11 protein-coding genes and 8 pseudogenes are annotated in these 18,583 nt (G+C 62.9%); 13 read left to right on the top strand and 6 right to left on the bottom strand.

Going from position 1 to position 18,583, the window contains the following annotated elements; genetic code table 11:
• The first annotated feature begins 77 nt into the window (after nt 1–77).
• A pseudogene (locus NI18_RS21660) lies at nt 78–3,034 on the top strand (Tn3 family transposase).
• Between the two features lie 50 nt (nt 3,035–3,084).
• On the opposite strand, the gene NI18_RS21655 reads toward NI18_RS21660, so the two are convergent.
• Entirely contained in the window at nt 3,085–3,645 is a 561-nt protein-coding gene (locus NI18_RS21655; RefSeq protein WP_037533443.1) for a DUF4158 domain-containing protein, read from the bottom strand.
• A gap of 137 nt (nt 3,646–3,782) precedes the next feature.
• On the opposite strand from NI18_RS21655, the pseudogene NI18_RS21650 reads away from it, so the two are divergent.
• From NI18_RS21650 to NI18_RS24865, 7 genes and pseudogenes are all read left to right on the top strand, one after another.
• A pseudogene (locus NI18_RS21650) lies at nt 3,783–4,412 on the top strand (recombinase family protein).
• Nucleotides 4,409–5,392: a hypothetical protein gene (locus NI18_RS21645; protein ID WP_037533440.1), complete on the top strand. Its 984-nt coding sequence runs from the start codon at nt 4,409–4,411 to the stop codon at nt 5,390–5,392. The pseudogene NI18_RS21650 and the gene NI18_RS21645 overlap by 4 nt, the downstream one beginning before the upstream one ends.
• Nucleotides 5,389–5,706, top strand: a complete 318-nt coding sequence (locus NI18_RS27650) for an ATP-binding cassette domain-containing protein (protein ID WP_306286601.1) — start codon at nt 5,389–5,391, stop codon at nt 5,704–5,706. Before NI18_RS21645 ends, NI18_RS27650 begins: the two co-directional genes overlap by 4 nt.
• Nucleotides 5,657–6,124, top strand: coding sequence for an ATP-binding cassette domain-containing protein (locus NI18_RS27645; RefSeq protein ID WP_306286600.1), 468 nt, complete (start codon nt 5,657–5,659; stop codon nt 6,122–6,124). The genes NI18_RS27650 and NI18_RS27645 overlap by 50 nt, the downstream gene beginning before the upstream one ends.
• A 34-nt stretch (nt 6,125–6,158) precedes the next feature.
• Nucleotides 6,159–7,613, top strand: a pseudogene (locus NI18_RS21635) (Tn3 family transposase); the annotation flags it as partial.
• A 58-nt stretch (nt 7,614–7,671) separates the two neighbouring features.
• Nucleotides 7,672–10,107 (top strand): annotated as a pseudogene (locus NI18_RS21630) (Tn3 family transposase); the annotation flags it as partial.
• Nucleotides 10,108–10,262: 155 nt separating this feature from the next.
• The gene (locus NI18_RS24865; protein WP_128082384.1) at nt 10,263–10,502 is read left to right on the top strand and encodes a hypothetical protein; all 240 of its coding nucleotides are present in this window, start codon (nt 10,263–10,265) and stop codon (nt 10,500–10,502) included.
• A 134-nt stretch (nt 10,503–10,636) separates the two neighbouring features.
• Here the strand turns inward: NI18_RS24865 and NI18_RS21620 are convergent, their stop codons facing one another.
• The 4 genes from NI18_RS21620 to NI18_RS25380 all read right to left on the bottom strand — a co-directional run bounded on the left by NI18_RS21620 (nt 10,637) and on the right by NI18_RS25380 (nt 13,913).
• Complete coding sequence (locus NI18_RS21620) at nt 10,637–12,001, bottom strand: IS66 family transposase (protein ID WP_157840599.1); 1,365 nt, start codon at nt 11,999–12,001, stop codon at nt 10,637–10,639.
• A gap of 117 nt (nt 12,002–12,118) precedes the next feature.
• Complete coding sequence (locus NI18_RS21615) at nt 12,119–12,556, bottom strand: response regulator (RefSeq protein ID WP_084215422.1); 438 nt, start codon at nt 12,554–12,556, stop codon at nt 12,119–12,121.
• Nucleotides 12,557–12,612: 56 nt separating this feature from the next.
• Nucleotides 12,613–12,858 (bottom strand): ATP-binding protein, encoded by a 246-nt coding sequence (locus tag NI18_RS26035; RefSeq protein WP_128082383.1) that lies wholly within the window; start codon nt 12,856–12,858, stop codon nt 12,613–12,615.
• Nucleotides 12,859–13,022: 164 nt separating this feature from the next.
• Nucleotides 13,023–13,913, bottom strand: a complete 891-nt coding sequence (locus NI18_RS25380; protein WP_037533434.1) for a histidine kinase dimerization/phosphoacceptor domain -containing protein — start codon at nt 13,911–13,913, stop codon at nt 13,023–13,025.
• A 470-nt stretch (nt 13,914–14,383) separates the two neighbouring features.
• On the opposite strand from NI18_RS25380, the pseudogene NI18_RS23975 reads away from it, so the two are divergent.
• The 4 genes and pseudogenes from NI18_RS23975 to NI18_RS21595 form a co-directional block, all read left to right on the top strand.
• Nucleotides 14,384–14,895, top strand: a pseudogene (locus tag NI18_RS23975) (transposase); the annotation flags it as partial.
• Between the two features lie 65 nt (nt 14,896–14,960).
• Nucleotides 14,961–15,110, top strand: a complete 150-nt coding sequence (locus tag NI18_RS27640) for a hypothetical protein (RefSeq protein ID WP_306286599.1) — start codon at nt 14,961–14,963, stop codon at nt 15,108–15,110.
• 23 nt (nt 15,111–15,133) lie between these two features.
• Nucleotides 15,134–15,847: an IS110 family transposase gene (locus tag NI18_RS21600; RefSeq protein WP_306286598.1), complete on the top strand. Its 714-nt coding sequence runs from the start codon at nt 15,134–15,136 to the stop codon at nt 15,845–15,847.
• Nucleotides 15,848–16,190: 343 nt separating this feature from the next.
• Nucleotides 16,191–16,517, top strand: a pseudogene (locus NI18_RS21595) (DDE-type integrase/transposase/recombinase); the annotation flags it as partial.
• Between the two features lie 246 nt (nt 16,518–16,763).
• On the opposite strand, the pseudogene NI18_RS21590 reads toward NI18_RS21595, so the two are convergent.
• Nucleotides 16,764–18,026, bottom strand: a pseudogene (locus NI18_RS21590) (IS110 family transposase).
• 154 nt (nt 18,027–18,180) lie between these two features.
• On the opposite strand from NI18_RS21590, the pseudogene NI18_RS21585 reads away from it, so the two are divergent.
• A pseudogene (locus tag NI18_RS21585) lies at nt 18,181–18,528 on the top strand (integrase core domain-containing protein); the annotation flags it as partial.
• Nucleotides 18,529–18,583 lie beyond the last annotated feature (55 nt).

Raw genomic sequence — 18,583 nt, 5'->3', positions numbered from 1 at the left:
GTCCAGAGTTAACGGACATATTCCTGTTGGCCGCCAGAGGACCGTCTGACGGACACGCAAAGCGAAGGAGATGATGCTTGGCGAGACGGCGACTGGTGAGCCTGGAAATCTGGGCGAGGCATTATGGCGCGCCGCTCGATGAGCGCGAGATCGCGCGTCATTATACGCTGACCAGCGACGACCTGGAAATTGTCGGCCGCCGTCGCGGCGATGCCACCCGGCTCGGCTATGCGATGCTCATGCTATATATGAGATGGCCTGGCCGTGCGCTGGAAGCGGGCGAAGTCCCGCCCGCTCCTGTGCTCGCCTATGTGGCGCAGCAACTCGGCGTCGCGCCGGCAGCCTTCGCGGATTATGCCCATCGGGACCAGACCCGTCGCGAGCATCTCGTCGAAATCCGACGATCGCACGGGTTCAGGATTTTTGACCGCAACGCTTTCCGTGAAGTTGTCGCCTTCTCGGTCCCAATCGCGCAGACCATCATACACCCCGGCCAGATGGCAGACGTCATCGTCGATGAACTCCGGCGCCTGCAGATCCTCCTGCCTTCTCCGTCGATTCTCGAAGCGGTGCTGCGGCGGGCGCGCCAGCAAGCCGAACAGCTTACCTATGAAGTGCTCACGAATGGCCTGCTGCCTGACACCCTTCAGGGCCTGGACGATTTGCTGGCCCGACGACCGGGGCAGGTCGCGACATGGCTATCCTGGATGCGCAATGCGCCACAATCGCCGGCAGCGCGCAACATCCTGCGCCTGATCGAACGGCTCGCCTATATCCGCGCGCTGGGCCTCGATCGCGCCCGTGCCGACATGATCCCGGCTTTGACTTTTGACAGGCTGGCGGACGAAGGCAGCCGCATCACACCCCAGCACCTTGGCGAACTCAATGCCCTGCGCCGCCATGCGACGCTGGCGGCAACCGGCATCCGGCTTGAGGAAAGCCTGACCGACGCCACCCTGACGATGTTCGACAAGCTGTTGGGCAGCATGGCGCGCCGCGCCGAGAACCGGACCCGCGACAAAGCCCTCAAGACGGTGCGCGAGTTGCAAGGCCACCTCCGGACGCTCACGGGGTCTTGCCGCCTCCTCATCGACGCGCGCAGCAAGGGCGTGGATTCTCTGGCGCAGATCGAGGCGCTGGACTGGCAGCACTTCGCCGTGGCCGTCGAGCAGGCCGAAGTGCTCGGGCGACCGGAAACCGTCGATCGCACCGCCGAATTGATCGAGCGGCATCGGACGGTGAAGCTCTTTGTCGGCGCTTTTCTCAACGCCTCGAGTTTCGCGGCGCCGGCGCGGTTCAGGGGCTCCTGTCAGCGCTGGCCATCATCGCGGAGCTATATCGGACCGGCAAACGGCGCTTGCCTGATCGCGTGCCGCTACGCTTTGTGCCGCCCGCATGGCGCCCGTTCGTCCTGCGGGATGGCATCGTTGATCGTGCCGCTTATGAACTATGCGCCTTGTCGCAACTACGCGAGCGGTTGCGAGCCGGGGATATATGGGTCGCGGGAAGCCGGCAGTTTCGCGATTTCGACAGCTATCTCATACCGCCGGCGACCTTTGCGGCGCTGCGCGAGAAGGGGCCGTTGCCGCTCGCCATCGAAACGGATTTCGAGCGCCATATCGAGGAACGGCGCACCAGGCTCGACACGGCGATCGAGCAGGTAACGGTCCTTGCACGGCAAGGGGAGCTGCCCCAGGTTAAGCTTGACGAAAACGGTCTCATCATCTCGCCGCTGAAGGCGGCAACACCGCCCGCCACCGAGATTGCCCGTCGCGCCGCCTATGATCGACTGCCGCGCGTGAAGATCACCGATCTTCTGCTGGAGGTCGATGCCTGGACCGGGTTCAGCGAATGCTTCATCCATCGTCGTTCGGGCCGGGAAGCCGACGATCGCAATGCGCTGCTCACGGTCATCCTCGCCGATGGCATCAATCTCGGCCTCACACGCATGGCGGAAACCTGCCGGGGCGCAAGTCTGCGTCAGCTCGCCCATCTTCACGACTGGCACATCAGCGAAGCCGCCTATGGCGAAGCGTTGGGAAGGCTGATCGACGCCCATCGCGCCATGCCGCTCGCCGCGCTGTGGGGAGACGGCACCACTTCGTCGAGCGACGGACAGCAATTTCATGCCGGGGGCCGTGGGGCCGCGATCGGCGACATCAACGCGCGCAGCGGCAACGAACCAGGCGTTGCCTTCTACACCCATGTCTCGGATCGATATGACCCCTTCGCAAGTCGGGTGATCGCGGCGACCGCTGGCGAAGCGCCCTATGTGCTGGATGGCTTGCTGTATCACCAGACCGGCCTGACGATCGAGGAGCACTACACCGATACGGGCGGGGCATCGGACCATGTGTTCGGCCTCATGCCCTTCTTCGGCTACCGCTTCGCGCCGCGCCTGCGCGACATCAAGGAGCGTCGTTTACACCTCCTTCCCGGCCAAGAATCCGGCCCCTTGCTTGCCGGCATGACGGCCGAACCGATCGCATTGGGTCATGTCGCGGCGCATTGGGACGAACTGCTGCGGTTCGCCACGTCGATCCGCACCGGCACCGTCACTGCTTCGGCAATGCTGCGCCGCTTGTCCGCCTATCCGCGACAGAACGGACTGGCCCTCGCACTACGCGAGCTGGGCCGCCTCGAACGCTCCATTTTCATGCTCGACTGGCTGCGCGACATCGACCTGCGCCGGCGCACCCAGGCGGGCCTCAACAAAGGCGAAGCCCGCAACGCGCTCGCCCGCGCGCTCTTCTTCAACCAGCTCGGCGAACTGCGCGATCGTCGGTTCGAGAACCAGACCTATCGCGCCTCCGGCCTCAACCTGCTCGTCGCCGCCATCATCTTGTGGAACACTCGCTATCTCGAAATGGCGCTGGCGGACATCGGCACAGCCGACGAAATCGCACGCCACATCGCGCCATTGGGCTGGGAGCATATCTCGCTGACCGGTGACTATAGCTGGAATGTTGAAGATCAACCCGATCCGGACGCCTTGCGACCGCTGCGCGCCGTCAACTCCCTACTTGCCGCGTGACGTTCGCTATCCGTTCGCCCTTTCCGTGCAGATACGTCACTTTCGTGTAGTCACCCCAACAGATCACGACCAAGCCGGGCAAAGGCTTGTCGTCTTGCGTCCGCACGCGCGACCAAGGCAATGCGCTCTAGGACGGTTGGGATCGGCAGGACGATGCGAGCACCCCGCAGCTGTTCGACCATCGCAGCCATGATGGCGTCGCAGCGGTCGGTGGACGCCGCGACCTCGCTGCCAATAGCAAAGGCTTTCGCACGATCGGCGCGTTCGAAGGCACGAAGGCCCAGCCGCTGTTCGATCGCGGCGCGGTGTTCGCGCAGGGTCGTGTCACGGGTGGCATAATCTGCAAACACCTCTGGCGCGCATTCGATCTGACGAGCGAGGATTGCCAGCATCGCCAAGGGCGGCACCTCGCCGGGTTCGATCGCCCGTCCGGGATACCGGAGGTATCCAAGCTGGACGGCATAGCCGAGGCGGTTGGCGGGACGCCGTCTTCGGAATACCTCTACCAGATCGTCGGGGCCGAGCGTGTATAGCCGCTCCACCATGCCCGGATCAGAAGGCGGGTCGAACAGCGCGGCGCGTTGCGCAAACGACAGAACATGCCCGACCATCTTGACCTCTTTCTCTTTCTAGTCACACAACCGCTGGATGATGACGTTCACACGACATAGACTGAGTGACTGGTTAAGTGACGAGCGGCTGCCAAATTCCGGCTTGCGCGGATTTTGTCACGCAGACGCTCGTTAAAGTGACGGCGCTGATCGGCTATGCGCGGGTGTCGAAGGCGGACGGCAGCCAAGTCATCGACCTCCAGCGCGACGCTTGGCCAAGGCGGGGTCGATCTGGAACATCACCTCTATACTGACGCCGCATCGGGAAAGCGCGACGACCGGCCGGGGCTGGAGGCGTGCATCAAGGCGCTGCGGCATGGCGATACGCTGTTGGTGTGGAAGCTCGACCGGTTGGGGCGCGACCTGCGCCATCTCGTCAACCTGGTCGGCGACTTGACCAAGCGCGATATCGGGCTGAAGGTACTCGCCGGCGAGGGCGCGTCGATTGACACCACCACCGCCAATGGCCGGCTCGTCTTTGCGATCTTCGCAGGGCTTGCCGAGTTCGAGCGCGAGCTGATCGTCGAGCGTACCAAGCCGGGCTGGCCGCTGCGCGTGCGCGCGGTCGTACGGGCGGTCGCCCGTTCAAGATGACGCCCGCCAAGCTGCGTCTCGCCCAGGCCGCGATGGGTAAACCGGAAACCAAGGTCGCCGAGCTGTGCGCCGAACTCGGAATCACCCGCCAGACGCTCTATCGCTTCGTCGGCCCTAAGGGCGAACTGCGCAATGACGGGCAGCGACTGCTCGACCGGCGCAAGCCAAAATGAACCGCCTGTTTCGTCAGGATCGGATGATCGCCTCGAACACGATCCGCGCGACTTTCGCGGGCTGGCACGACCAAGCGATCGCCGCGCTCATGCTGCTTGCAGCGTTAGCGGCCGCCCGCACGTGGTTCGTCGACCGGCCTTGGACGGTTGCGGCATGGGCGGCGCTCGCTGCGGGCACGCTGATCGGCATCGGGGCAGGACGCCTTGTCAGGGCGCGCCTCGCTTTCCATGCCTTCGACGGGTTGCTCGCGGCCGATGCCCTGCACCCGCAGGCACGTCGGCGTTACATGGCGGCATGGCATTGCGTCGGACTGGCGCTGCTGGCCGTGATGACCCTGATCGTGCGCCCTTCGCTGCTGGTCGTCAGCATGCCCGCCTATTTCGCCGGCATGCTGGTTGCCGGACTGACGGGCAACTTCGGGATGCCGAAGCGCCTCGCTGGCACGGCGCGACCGGGATGGACGCTCCGGGCATGGTCGCACCGCCCGATCGCCGGGGTAGCGGCTGCGACGGTCCTGCTCCTGCTGCTATCGCCAGCACGCGCACTGGGCACGAATGCGCTGATGGCGGTGGTCGGCATCGGCACGGTACTGCTCGCGCTGACGTTGACCAGCGTCGATGACGCCGTCGTCCGTTTCATGACGATCGCCGGACACGGATCGCGGCGCATTTTCGTTCACCACGGCAAGGGGATCGCGACCTTCCTTGCCGTGTCGGTGCCGGGATGCTGGATCATACTGGGGCCGGTCGCAGGCGGCATCGCCGCTGCCGCTTGCGTCGCCATACTGTTGCTCCTGACGCTGCGCGTCCTCGCCTATCGGCTGCATACCAAGCGGTTCGCCGATTTCCTCGTCTCCATCCTCACAGGATTGCTCATGCTGGTCGCCTATTCGATGCCGGTGGCCTTGCCCGTCCTCGCGCTCGCGATGCTCTGGCAGCTGCAACGCCGCGGGCGGACGAAGACGTGGCTGCTGGCATGAACCTCGCTGTCGCACTGACAGGCGTAACCGTCGAGCGGAGCGAACAGCGCGTCGTGCAGGACGTCGATCTGACCGTCGCACCCGGATCGTGGTTCGGCCTCATCGGCGCCAACGGATCGGGCAAGACCAGCCTGCTGAGAGCGCTTGCCGGCCGGCTGCCCTTCGCCGGCGGATCATGCCGGATCGGTGGCGAGGAGCTGGTCGACGATCGTGCCGCTCGCGCGCTGCGTTTCGGTTTCTCTCCTCCTGCGGACAAGCTGCCGGATGCCTTGCGTGGACGCGACGTCTCGAACTCGTCGCGGGAGCATCGATAATGTCCGCTCCCGCCTGGGAAACCTGCATGAAGCCTTGGGCCTGGCTCCGCTGCTAGACCGTTGGATCGGCGACTGCTCTGCGGGCATGCGACAGCGGATCGCCATCGCTGCGGCGTTCGCGGGGGGCCACTCCCTCGTGATCCTCGACGAGCCGTTCAACTGGCTCGATCCCGTCGCGATCTTCGACCTGCGCGAGGTTCTGCGCGACATGGTCGATGCCAGCCTGACGCTCATCACCGCCCTCCACGACCTCGGCACGCTGGCCTCGGCGTGCGACGCCGGCCTCATGCTCGCCGATGGCAAGGTCGCACTGGCGCTGGGCGAAGACATGCTGCGGATTGCTGCCCAGAATCCCCAGGCGTTCGAGCGGCAGACGATCGACCGCCTGCGATCCGGATCAGCTACGCCCAACGCTTAGCGTACGCGCAGAAAGAGATTCTGCGATGCCCCCTCTTGGCCTGCCCCCTACAGCCAGCGAATGGCTCGAACAGCGGGGGCGCGAACTGGACTGGCGGCTGAAGAAATTCGCCCAGCGCCTGAAGCGCGACGCTTTGGAGGGTGTGCGATACCGCGACGACCGCCTCCAGATATCCCCCGTTCGCACGATCGCAACGCCCGACGCCGAAGCGCTGGCCGACCGGCTCGATGCGATGATGCCACGCATCCGTATCACCGAACTGCTACATGAGGTGGCGCAGGAAACTGGCTTTCTTTCGGCGTTCACCAACCTGCGCACCGGCGAGCCATGTCCCAATGAAAATGCGCTGCTCGCCACCATCCTCGCCGACGCCACCAATCTCGGCCTGTCGCGCATGGCCGCCGCGAGCCAGGGAGTCACGCGCGATCAACTCCTGTGGACCCATGACGCCTATATCCGCGACGAGAGCTACCGCGCGGCGCTCGCCGTTCTCATCAACGCGCACCACCGCCTGCCATTCTCGCGGGTATGGGGCGACGGCACAACGTCCAGTTCCGATGGTCAGTTCTTCAGGGGCGCGAAGCGCGGCGCATCGGGCGGCGACATCAACGCCCGCTATGGCGTCGATCATGGCTTCAGCTTCTACACCCATGTTTCCGATCAGCGCGGGCCCTACCACGTCAATGTGATCTCGGCCGCCACGCATGAAGCGCCCTATGTCCTCGACGGCCTCACCAGCCATGGCACCGATCTCAGGATCGTCGAGCATTACACCGACACCGGCGGGGCGACCGACCATGTCTTCGCCCTGTGCGCGATGCTGGGATTTCGCTTCTGCCCGCGCCTGCGCGACTTTCCGGACAGGCGGCTTGCGCCGATCGCGCCGGTTTCGGCCTATCCGTCCATCGCCCCGTTGTTGGGCAAGCGTATCCGCACCGACATCATCAATGAACAATGGGACGACGTACTGCGCCTCGTAGGGTCGATCAAGGCTGGCCACGTCGCGCCGTCGGTCATGCTGCGAAAGCTCGCCGCCTACGAACGGCAGAACCAGCTCGACGTCGCACTACAGGAAATCGGGAAGATCGAACGGACTCTGTTCATGCTGGACTGGCTCGAAAATCCCGATCTGCGCCGGCGATGCCATGCCGGCCTCAACAACAGCGAGCAGCGCCATGCCCTGACGCAGGCGATCTACACCTTCCGCCAGGGCCGCATCATCGACCGCAGCCATGAAGCTCAACAATATCGGGCATCCGGCCTCAACCTGGTCATCGCGGCGATCGTCTATTGGAACACGATCTACATGGACGACGCCGCCCAGCATCTGCGATCGGCAGCGGTCCCGGTCCCCGATGATCTGCTTGTCCATACGTCACCGGTTGGCTGGGAGCATATTGCCTTTTCCGGCGATTTCCTTTGGGATCGTGCAGCCGCTTCCGCTGGCCGCAAGGCCCTCAATCTTCCGCCGGACAGCCGCGCCGCCTAAGCGTTCCTCGGTTGTTCTCCCTTAGCGTTGTTTAGCGTACCTTCCACGCTACGCCCTCACCATGACCATCCTGCCGGCGATCACGACGATCGAGCGGCTGTGCGCCGACGCGCTGGTCGCGGCCGAGCGCGGTATCGAGAAGCGCATCGCCACGCGCCTTGATCCTGTCGCCTGCACCCGGCTCGACCGGCTGACGACCGAAATGCTGCCGGGGACGATCAGCCGCTTCATCTGGCTGCGCCGGATTGAACCGGGCAATAATTCCGCCGCGGCGAACCGGCTGCTCGACCGGTTGGAGTTCCTGCGCGCAATGAACCTCGACGCGAGCCTACTCGCCGGCGTCCCGCCACATCGTATCGCCCGGTTGCGCCGGCAGGGAGAGCGCTACTTCGCCGATGGTCTGCGCGACCTGAGTACCGATCGACGCCACGCTATCCTGGCGGTCTGCGGCATCGAATGGGCCGCTGCGACTGCCGATGCGGTGATCGAGACGCATGACCGGATCGTCGGGCGCACCTGGCGCGAGGCAAAACAGTTGCATGACGCACGCGCCGCGGAAACCAGAGGTGGGGTCACTGCGACGCTTAGCCGCTTCACTGCGCTCGGCCAGTCGCTACTCGAAGCGCATGGCGACGGCGCGTCGCTGGAGGATGCGGTCGGGCGTGCAGCGGGATGGGAGCATCTCACCCGCCTCGTCGCTACGGCCAGGACGCTGACTGATACGCTTGGCGACGATCCGCTGGCCCATGTTGATCAGGGCTATCATCGCTTCCGGCGCTATGCCCCGCGCATGCTGCGCTGCCTCGACCTCGAAGCCGCGCCGGTCGCCCGGTCCTTGCTGGACGCGGCGATCGCCATCGCCACCAAGGGCGCACTTCCCGCGATCGACGATTTCCTCGCCCGCGTTCCAAATGGCGGCGTCAGTTGCGGGCGAAGGGCGACGATGATGCGCGTCTCCGGGAAGTGGCGGTCATGTTCTACCTGCGCGACGCGCTGCGCTCGGGCGACATTTGGCTCGACCGCTCGCATCGTTACGGCGACCTCCGCGACGTCCTCGTGCCGATGGCGGTCGCGCGCGCCGCGAAGCTGGCGATTCCGGCCGACCCGCATGTCTGGCTCGCCGACCGCAAGGCGCGACTTACCGATGGGCTCGCCCGGCTCGGTCGCGCCGCGCGCAACGGCACGATCCCGAAAGGCAGCATCGAGGGCGGCACGTTGCGCATCGATCGCCTGACCGCCGATGCGCCGGACGGAATCGATGACCTGGTGCTCGACCTGTATCGTCGCCTGCCGCCCGTCCGCATCACCGACCTGCTGCTCGAAGTGGACGCCGCACTCGGGTTTACAGACGCCTTCACCCATCTGCGCACCGGCGTACCGTGTGGCGACCGGATCGGCCTGCTCAACGTCCTGCTCGCCGAGGGGCTGAACCTGGGACTGCGCAAGATGGCCGAGGCGTGCAACACCCACGATTACTGGCAACTCTCCCGCCTCGCGCACTGGCACATCGAAAGCGAAGCGATCGAGCAGGCGCTGGCCAACGTGGTCGCCGCGCAAGGAGCGCTGCCGATGGCGCGGGTCTGGGGGATGGGCACCACCGCATCGGCCGATGGCCAGTTCTACCCGGCCGCGCGGCAGGGCAAGGCGATGAACACGGTCACGCCCGCTACGGCAATGATCCCGGTATCAAGGCCTATACCCACGTCACGACCGCTTCGCGCCGTTCGCGTCGCGGACCATCCCCGCGACCGTCAGCGAAGCACCGTATCTGCTGGACGGGCTGACGATGAACGAGGCCGGGCGTCGGATCGAGGAGCAGTACGCCGACACCGGCGGGTTCACCGACCATCTGTTCGGGATCAGCGCCATGCTCGGCTACCGCCTGGTGCTGCGCATCCGCGACCTGCCGTCCAAACGGCTCTACGTGTTCGATCCCGTCGCCACACCAAGCGAGCTACGGCCGCTGGTGGGCGGGAAGGCGCGCGACGCGCTGATCGTATCCAACTGGCCCGACCTGTTCCGCTGCGCGGCCACCATGAGCGCGGGGCAGGTCGCGCCGAGCCGCATCCTGCGCAAGCTCGCCGCCTATCCGCGCCAGAACGATTTGGCGGCCGCATTGCGCGAGGTCGGCCGGATTGAGCGGACGCTGTTCATCATCGAATGGATCCTCGATGCCGGCATGCAGCGCCGTACGCAGGTCGGCCTCAACAAGGGCGAAGCGCACCATGCATTGAAGAACGCCCTGCGCATCGGCCGCCAGGGCGAGATCCGCGACCGCACCACCGAGGGCCAGCACTACCGGATCGCGGGACTTAACCTGCTCACCGCCATCATCGTCTACTGGAATACGCTGCATCTCGGCCATGCCGTCGAAGCCCGACGCCGAGAAGGGCTCGATACGCCCGATCACCTTCTCGCCCATATCTCACCGCTCGGATGGGCGCATATCCTCCTCACTGGCGAATACCTCTGGCCCAAGGACGCCAGCGCTTAGGGTGTCATTTCGACCCCAGTCGGAATCGCCCGTCATAGCGCTTCTTGCCACTGACTCGTGGTTGTTGCACCATCAATCGCTGAGACCAAACATCTAACTCACATTATGGCGGAGCCAGGAAGCGCACGATAAATAGTTTTGCCGGAGAATGACAAATGCCGCATTTCTATATGAACGTGTACAATAATGTTGTCGCTATTGATGAAGAGGGCATCGAGCGCGCTGATCTTGAAACCGTTATGTCTGAAGCCGTTCGGGGCGCGCGTGCGTTGATCGCGGAGCATATTCAGAATGGCAAGACAGTCCATACTAGCCACCGGATTGAGATTGCCGATGATGCAGGTAAGGTGCTGCATACGGTTCGTTTTGGAGATATCGTTGATATTAGACCCTAAGATGATCTTTCCGAACCGATTTGTTCGCGTTAGCCCGTTGGCATGGTCCAGGACTGACATTTGAAATCTGAATGGTGATGCGTCGTAGTTTAGCTCTTCATTCCTCCGCGAGATTATCGGTATCTGCTCACCCCCTATGCGGCGAGGGTCGGCGCACGACGCTGTGAGATGACGTCTACGATCGCTTGGAGGGCGGTCTTGCCGTGTAGCTTTGCTGTGGCGATCACGGAGACTGTGGCAGCGTAGAACTGCGAGCCCCAGGTCGAGCGGAAGCAACCGGTTACCTTGCGGAAGATCACCGACATGCGCAGCGCGCGTTCCGAGCCGTTGTTGGTGTAGGGCACGTCGCGCCGGGTCATGAACACGAACAGGTCGGTGCGGCACCTCTTGATCGCGCGCATGAGCTTTTGCCCCTGCTTGTGCGGTACTGCGAGCTTCATCAGGCCGGTCAGTTGTCGCTCCAGCCGGGCGAGATACTGGGCAAGCGTTGTATTCTTGAGCCGGTCTCGTCGTTTGCCGATGTTGCAGGCCCGCTTGAGCAAAGCCTTGAAGCCCGGTGCGAACATCATGTCGCCGCTGTCGATGGCATATTGTGCGTCGCGTAGCAGGTGCGCCAGGCAGACCTGGCGCTGCTCGCCATGGCCGTTCTGCGCACCGTAGCGGTCCGCTACCCAGACCTTGGGCCTGGCCCCGCCCAGGAAGTCGGTGATGATCCGCGCGGCGCGGGTGTCGGCGATGATGTGATAGATCGCGGTAGTGGTGTGCATGACCCACTGCCAGTGCTTGCGCCCGCAGACCCGTGCCGACGTCTCGTCGGAAGCGATCACCTCGGCCCGGCGGACTTCCTCGCCGATCTCCTCGACCGCCTCCAGCATCGGCTTGAGCGCGCGCTGGAGGATATTGGCGACCGCACCTTCGCTGATGTCGAGACCGAAGACCGTCTTCATGATCTCCTTGAGACGCTCGAAGCTGATCGCTTGCGTGACGTGGAGATGGATCAGCAGTGCCTGGATGCCGGGGCCAAAGGGTGAGCCCGGCTCCATCCCTTCGGGTACAGGTGCAGTGAAGGTGGCCTCGCAACACGGGCATACTCCGCTATGCAGATGGACGCGCGTCGTCACCGGCTTGATCGGCGGGATCTCGATATGATCATAGGCATGAACCTTGCGCTGGTCGTCCTGGCTCAACGCCGCGGCGCAGTTCGGGCACTGCGTGGCAAGGGCCTCGACCACCTGGTCGGGATCGGCAGCCAGCGCGCGGGTGACACCGGGGCGACCCTTGCGGTCTTTGCGCTGGCGCTCGGGCAGGTTTGGCTTTTGTCCGGCGCTCGGCGGTATCGAGGAATTGTCCGGCGTCTTCGGCGGCTTGCCCAGCTTGTCCTCCAGCTCGGCCACACGCCTCTCAAGGCGCGTGATGGATGCCGCCTGAGTCTCTACCAGGGCGCTTAACTCCGCAATTCGCGCGGCCTGAAGCGAAATAACTTCCGCCTGCGCCAGCACCAGCGCGACCAGCTCATCATGCGAAAGCGCTCGGACGGCTTCGACGTTCATGAGGATTCTGAATCAGCAAGCGCGCAACGGCGCAAGCAAAATCCGGCAGCCCCACCCAACCTCGGACTATGCAGCCCGTGTCACGCCGCCTGTGTTACCGCCGCAAGGGGGTGAGCAGATACGATTATCGAGTGCGCCTAGCTTTGCGCGCACAACACGTTCGAGCTCGTCAGACCGATAGGGCTTGGGTAAGAAAACTCCGCCATCGGGAATGATTTCGTTGCCGAGCCACTGCCCTCCCGATGTCACGATCAGTGCAGTATTGGGCCATTTCTCGTGAGCAAGCGCCGCCAAGGCCAAGCCGTTCATCGTGCCGGGCATGTCGATGTCGGTGAAGAGGAGGTTGATACCGGGATGGGCCGCGAGAAAATGCAACGCATCGTCGGCGCACGCCGCTTCATAAACCACGAACCCTATGTCCAAAAAGATATCGGTGGCCATCATCCTGATAAAAAGCTCGTCTTCGACGATCAGGACGACCGGTGGATGGTGAGACGGCTCCATCGCGGATCAACGGTAGGTAGCGTGTCACGTTCCCAAACTTGTCGCGATCCCAAGCGTCAGCGGCCAGCGAATTCCAACTCCAACATCGTGCCGTTCGACCCGGACCACGTTGCTTTCGAGCCCACCTGGCGCGCCAATCCCTCGATCAGCTTCATTCCCGTGCCCGAACCTGGTTGGAAAGTGCGCGGCTTAGCAGGCAGACCTTTCCCATCGTCCGATAGAGTAACCCGTAATCCGCCGTCGGCCCGTGTCTTCACACGAACGGCGATCTCGCCGCCCTTGCCATCGAATGCGTATTTCAAACTGTTGAGACTGTTGAAAAACTCGGCGAGCCGGCAGCGCAGCCACGTCGCGCGTAATATGATTGCTTACGGATAGCGGCTTTACACCAGGAGTTGCGATGGTTGACGCGATACGAGAAGAATATTGCTCGGACCAACGCCCCTTCCAAGCCGAAGCGACTTTTTCAACAGCCTCTGTTGGTTGTGAACTCGTTCAATATCAGGCCGAGCGGTGCTGCGACTTCGGGGGCAAGCTCCACGTCATCGACATCGATATTCAGGCGGACAGCACCCGACTGCGTATCGTACAGGCTTGCCAGACTTTCGACCAGAATCGTCAGGTAAGGCCGCAGCGGTAAGCGGTCGACGGTGCCAGCGGCGTAAAGCTGCTCATGAACGAGCCGAAGCGTCTCGATACGCTCCGCGACCGCCTGTAGCTCGTGGCGCGCCTCCTCTGATTCTGTCGCCCGCGACCGCATCCAGACGATACCGGTGATGACGCCGATGTTGTTCTTGATCCGATGCTGTAACTCTTTCAGCAATCCCTCGTTTTTCGTGAGTGCGGCTCTTAGGTCATGGACCTTGTGCAGCCGATCGATCACCGGTCCCAGGATCGAAGCATAGGTACGGAGGAACTCGGTATCCTGTTCATCAAACTCGCGAGGCTCGCGATTGTCGACCTGAAGCAAGCCGTAAGCGGGGCCTGGACCGGGTGTGAAAATAGGCACGTTTACGATCGCCTTAACGCCGTGCTCGATCAAAAAATCGGGAAACACAAACCGCTTTTCTTTGGCGATGTCGGGGGTAATCACCGGCTCCCCGACCTCGATCGCACAGGTTTCCGACGATCGTTCCTGCATAGGCAACCGGACTACGCCGACGATGCCGTCGTTCCAACCGACGCCCGCGCGAACAAACAGCTCTTGGGCTTCGGGTTCGACCTCCATTATTTTGGCTAGGTCGGCCCCAAGTGCGTCGGCGACCAGCCGACAGGCCTCGGTCAAAATTTCGTGCAGGTCTTCACTGCGCAAGGCAAGCTCGCCGAACCTGGCAAGAACGCGTTGACGTTCGATCATCTGCTCGTGACTTAACATCGGCTGCGACTACCCCCTGTGCCTCCTTCGGATATAGGCTCTGTGACGTTGGCGTCGAGCCTGTCAGAGTTTCGAGCGGCGAAGGCTTTTGAAATCCTCAGGACGTCGCAAACAGATTTTGGATATTTTGCCGTACCGTCCGCTTCGGCGAGTTCGGTCCTGATAAGCCACCTAGAGCATAATCCCAAATCAGGGACAGACTTCGCGCGAACAAGCCGCGGCAGAATTTTACATCCGGTCACTCAAAACAATTAAAACTTTGGCGTTTCCGGATAATGGGCAAGGCGCTCGTAAAAAATTTATGATCTATGTTATGCTCGTGACGCAGCTAAATCTTATCCATGGTCGAGAGCATCTGGAAAGCTCCCGCCTGCCTACAGGGGGACTAATGAGCTGCCCCCTTCTGAGTGGTCCATCGACTATGAGAGTCTGGATCAAAGAAGGGACGACGAATGCCTGCCAAGAAGCACAAGCCCGAGGAGATCATCGGGAAGCTGCGTGAAGTTGAAATCGTGCTGGGCCAGGGTGGGACGACCGCCGAGGCCTGCCGGCGGATCGCGGTCAGCGAGCAGACCTACTACCGCTGGCGCAAGGAATATGGTGGTCTGAAGACAGATCAGGCTCGACGGATGAAAGATCTGGAGAAGGAGAACCTGCGGCTGCGGCGTGCGATCTCCGATCTGACGCTGGACAAGCTGATCCTGCAGGAGGCGGCACGGGGAAACTTCTGAGCCCCGCGCGGCGCCGACGCTGCATTGACCAGGTAAAAGAGGTGCTGGACGTATCCGAGCGGCGGGTGTGCCGCGTACTCGGTCAGCACCGGTCGACGCAGCGTAAAGTGCCGTGCGGGGCAGATGACGAACAAGCGCTGACCGAGGACATCATCGTGCTGGCCGGGAAATATGGGCGCTACGGTTATCGTCGGGTGACCGCGCTGTTGCATGCGGCTGGGTGGTCGGTGAACCACATGGCGTAATGGGGAGCGGTGCTTCCTAAGATAGCCTGTCGTCCCCTGAAGGAGGACGGAAGATGACCTGTTATGTTGGCCTAGACGTGTCGATGAAGGAAACCGCGATCTGCGTCGTGGACGAAACGGGCGATCGCATATGGGACGGTAAGTCGCGAACGGATCCGGATGCCATTGCGGCCGTGCTGGAGCGGAGGGCAGCCGGAGCGTGAAAATCGGTATCGAGACAGGCCCGATGACGGTGTGGCTGTGGCATGCGTTGAACGAGCGGGAGCTGCCGGTCGTGTGCCTTCATGCCAGGCATGCTGCGGCAGCGCTGAAGCTGCAGATGAACAAGACGGACCGCAACGACGCTTTCGGGCTGGCAAGGCTGGTCCGCTCGGGCTGGTACCGGCCGGTCGCTGTTCGCTCGATGGAGACGCACCGTTTGCGTGCGCTTCTGATTACCCGAGACCAGCTGGTCGGCATGAGCACCGCTCTTATCAACAAGATACGCGGCCTGGCGAAGACGTTCGGCATTCTGGTCGGACCTGGCAAGGGTGGCACCTTCGAGCGTCAGGTCCGGGCGACGTTGCCGGACGATCCGGTCGTCGCTGCTCTGTTCGAGAGCCTGCTGGCGATGCTGGGAACGTTGCGGGAGCGACAGCATGCCATTGCCAAACAGCTCGGCCGGGTTGCCCGGCAGAGTGGCGCCTGCCGCTTGATGATGACGATGCCCGGTGTCGGTCCGCTGACGGCCGTCAGCTTCATGACCACCATCGAGGATCCTCACCGGTTCCGACGCTCGCAGGATGTCGGCGCCTATCTTGGTCTTACCCCGCGTCGCTACCAGTCGGGCGAGGTCGACATCAACGGCCGCATTTCCAAGTGCGGAGATCGCCTCACCCGCAAACTGCTGTTCGAAGCGGCTAATGTCATGCTGTCACGGACCTCGCAGGCGTGGCGTTGAAGGACTGGGGTGCCGCCGTCGGCCGGAGATCAGGCTTTTGGAAGGCGCGCGTTGCACTGGCCCGCAAGCTGGCAGTGATACTGCACCGGATGTGGATTGACGGGCGGGGCTTTGAGCCGAAGATAACTGCAATGGCCTGATATCAGCTTTCCGAGCTGCTGCCCCGCCAGGGTGCGGCCACGGCCATCTCGTGACCCGCTTCGTGACCATCTGGAACACGGGAACCACATCGAGAGGCCGGCGATCTGGCGCCATGCTGAGGCTGGACCCGTCCTGACCTCGAAGACGACAACGATGCGCAAAGCAGATCGACTACGAGCACCTTGGCAAACAGCTTGACCAATTAGACGACAAGCGTGTCGAACGCATCTGGCGTCGTGAGGGGCTGAAGGTGCCACAGAAGCAACCTAAACGTGGCCGACTGTGGTTGAACGACGGCTCATGCATCCGGCTGCGGCCGGAGTATCCGGGGCATGTCTGGGCATACGACTTTGTCGAAGCGCGAACACACGACGGGCGCAAGTTCCGGATCCTCACGATCATCGACGAGGCCAGCAGGGAATGCCTGGCGCTGATCGTCGCACGTCAGTTGAAACACGAGGACGTGCTGGCGGCGCTTGCCGAGCTGTTCATCGCGCGAGGTCCGCCAGCGCATATAAGGTCGGACAACGTCCTATGTTGGGAAGCAGCGGCGGGTTTCAGCCAGCAGATATCCATGCGCCGACAACCATCGGCGCGGCATGCATTCTGAGCCAGATGGCTCCCACCGTCAACGGGATCGCTCCCTGCCATAGCAAACACAGGATCCAGCGGCGCCGAGGCGGCCGTGGTCCTCACCATCCTTAAGACGAGATACGCACCCAGGTGGAAGGCCCGAACATTATCTACAGGGTCGCTCTCGCGCCCTCACGGCACATCAGAGAGGGGTCCTTCCACCTGGCATCCGACCGTTCGAGGAACGGCCGGGTACTCTGTCCCCCGTCTTGATGACGGCGTGAGCCACGCGCGCCATCTTGGCGGTGAGCGCCGTCATCGCCTTGCGGCGACGGTCGGCATCGTCCGCGTGCCCGGCGACATATCGTCCGAGCTTATCGCGGAAGCTATTGTCGCGCTGACGCGCGGCAACTTGAGCAGCCATCCAGAAAGTCCGGCGCAATCGTGCGTTGCCGTACTTGGACAGCTTTGTCCGGCCACGGAACGTGCCTGACTGACACGTCGCGAGATCGAGGCCGCAGAATTTCAGAAATTGGCGATGATGATTGAACCGGCGCAGATCACCGGCTTCCGCCAGGATGGTCAGCGCGTTGATCGGGCCGATGCCGGGAATCTTGCGCAGCAGCTGGTAATCGACATGCTCGGCCAGCCTGGCATGGGCAAGCCGCTCTATCTCGTCACGCTGCTGGATGAGACTGCGCCCCTGCGCAATGACCATACGGAACATGGTGATTGCTGCCGAATCCTCCGGGACTGGCAGAGCCACCGAAGCGCAGGCCGTTTTCGTATATGTCATTGATAAGACGCGCTTTGGAAACCTTGCGGCCGATGAGAGGCCAGGCCACGGCCGAGAATGTCTCGGCGTCGAGCGCGGTGATGCTGGCAGGAGTGGGGAACCGCTCGATGAGCGCAAAAAACCAGTCGGATCTGCTGTTGCCGGCGAAGCGGGCGATCTCAGGGAAGTAGAGCGGCAAATAGTGGGTGAGGATCCGATGCCAGGTTTGCGTCTTGGCCTTGGAGATCGTTTCGTGGGTCTTCGACAGTTCCTGCAGGTCGTTGATCCCGGCCGCCAGCGGATCGACATAACGCTGCGTCGCCCCGATCCGCAGCATGTGCAGGATGACCTGCGCGTCCTTGGGGTCGTTCTTGTCCCAGCCATTGTGCAGCGCCTCGCGCGTCTGGCGAGCGCGACCGACGAGATGAGGCGCAGCTCGAACCCTGCCGTCAGCAGCCGATGTGCCAGCGTGCGATGGTAATTACCCGTCGCCTCGAACCCGACGACGATGGGACGGCCGATGGCAGCGAGCTGTTCGGCGAAGTCGTCATAGTCCTTCTTGGTTGCCATGACGGACAGCCGCCGGCGCCGGCCGCCTTCCGGTCGCTCGATCAGGACTTCCTGCCGGTTCTTGGACATGTCGATGGCTACCAGCACGGCGCCAGCAGGCGTAGGGGTGAGCTTGGTCATGGTCGGTCGGCCTCCAAAGTGTTGTCTCGACAACTTCACTTTAGACACCCGCTGGCCGGCCATGGCTTGCCCTGATGAACCCTGCGGCCGCTACGCGGCCTTGTCTCCATCAGGGCCATAGCGGCTCCCGAACCGGCGCTTCCCAATGTGCTACGGAACCGAGTTCACCAGTCGGGCGATCCTGGAATGGGCTGGCAAGAACAAGGTCGAGTGGCATTACATCGATCCGGGCAAGCCCCAGCAGAATGGGTTCATCGAGTCCTTCAACGGATCGCTGCGCGATGAACTGCTCAACGAGGAGTTGTTCGACAGCCTGGCCGATGCCCGCCGGAAGCTGGCCATCTGGCGCTATGATTACAACAATGTCCGGCCCCACTCGTCGTTGGGAAATCGAACGCCTGCACAAGCGCGTCGGGCGTTCGAGCAGGACGAGAGCATCACGCCCGACGCGCTTGTGCAGGCGCAGGGGCCATCGTATTTAACCGCAAGACTCTCGTTATGATCGAGGGACTGACGGGGGGCAGGTCAGCTGGCGTTATGGTTGACGACTAAAAGCC

This window comes from Sphingomonas sp. Ant20 (assembly GCF_000783375.1).
Classification (GTDB): domain Bacteria; phylum Pseudomonadota; class Alphaproteobacteria; order Sphingomonadales; family Sphingomonadaceae; genus Sphingomonas; species Sphingomonas aerolata.
Note: the sequence above shows the minus strand (reverse complement) of the source record. Positions and strands in the feature narration are given on the sequence as shown.

Excerpts from the sequence above, each read along its gene's own strand:
- NI18_RS27650 (WP_306286601.1), top strand. The coding sequence starts at position 5,389 with ATGAACCTCGCTGTCGCACTGACAGGCGTAACCGTCGAGCGGAGCGAA.
- NI18_RS21655 (WP_037533443.1), bottom strand. The coding sequence starts at position 3,645 with ATGGTCGGGCATGTTCTGTCGTTTGCGCAACGCGCCGCGCTGTTCGAC.
- NI18_RS27645 (WP_306286600.1), top strand. The coding sequence starts at position 5,657 with ATGCCTTGCGTGGACGCGACGTCTCGAACTCGTCGCGGGAGCATCGAT.
- NI18_RS24865 (WP_128082384.1), top strand. The coding sequence starts at position 10,263 with ATGCCGCATTTCTATATGAACGTGTACAATAATGTTGTCGCTATTGAT.
- NI18_RS25380 (WP_037533434.1), bottom strand. The coding sequence starts at position 13,913 with ATGATCGAACGTCAACGCGTTCTTGCCAGGTTCGGCGAGCTTGCCTTG.
- NI18_RS21645 (WP_037533440.1), top strand. The coding sequence starts at position 4,409 with ATGAACCGCCTGTTTCGTCAGGATCGGATGATCGCCTCGAACACGATC.
- NI18_RS21615 (WP_084215422.1), bottom strand. The coding sequence starts at position 12,556 with ATGGAGCCGTCTCACCATCCACCGGTCGTCCTGATCGTCGAAGACGAG.
- NI18_RS27640 (WP_306286599.1), top strand. The coding sequence starts at position 14,961 with ATGACCTGTTATGTTGGCCTAGACGTGTCGATGAAGGAAACCGCGATC.
- NI18_RS21600 (WP_306286598.1), top strand. The coding sequence starts at position 15,134 with ATGACGGTGTGGCTGTGGCATGCGTTGAACGAGCGGGAGCTGCCGGTC.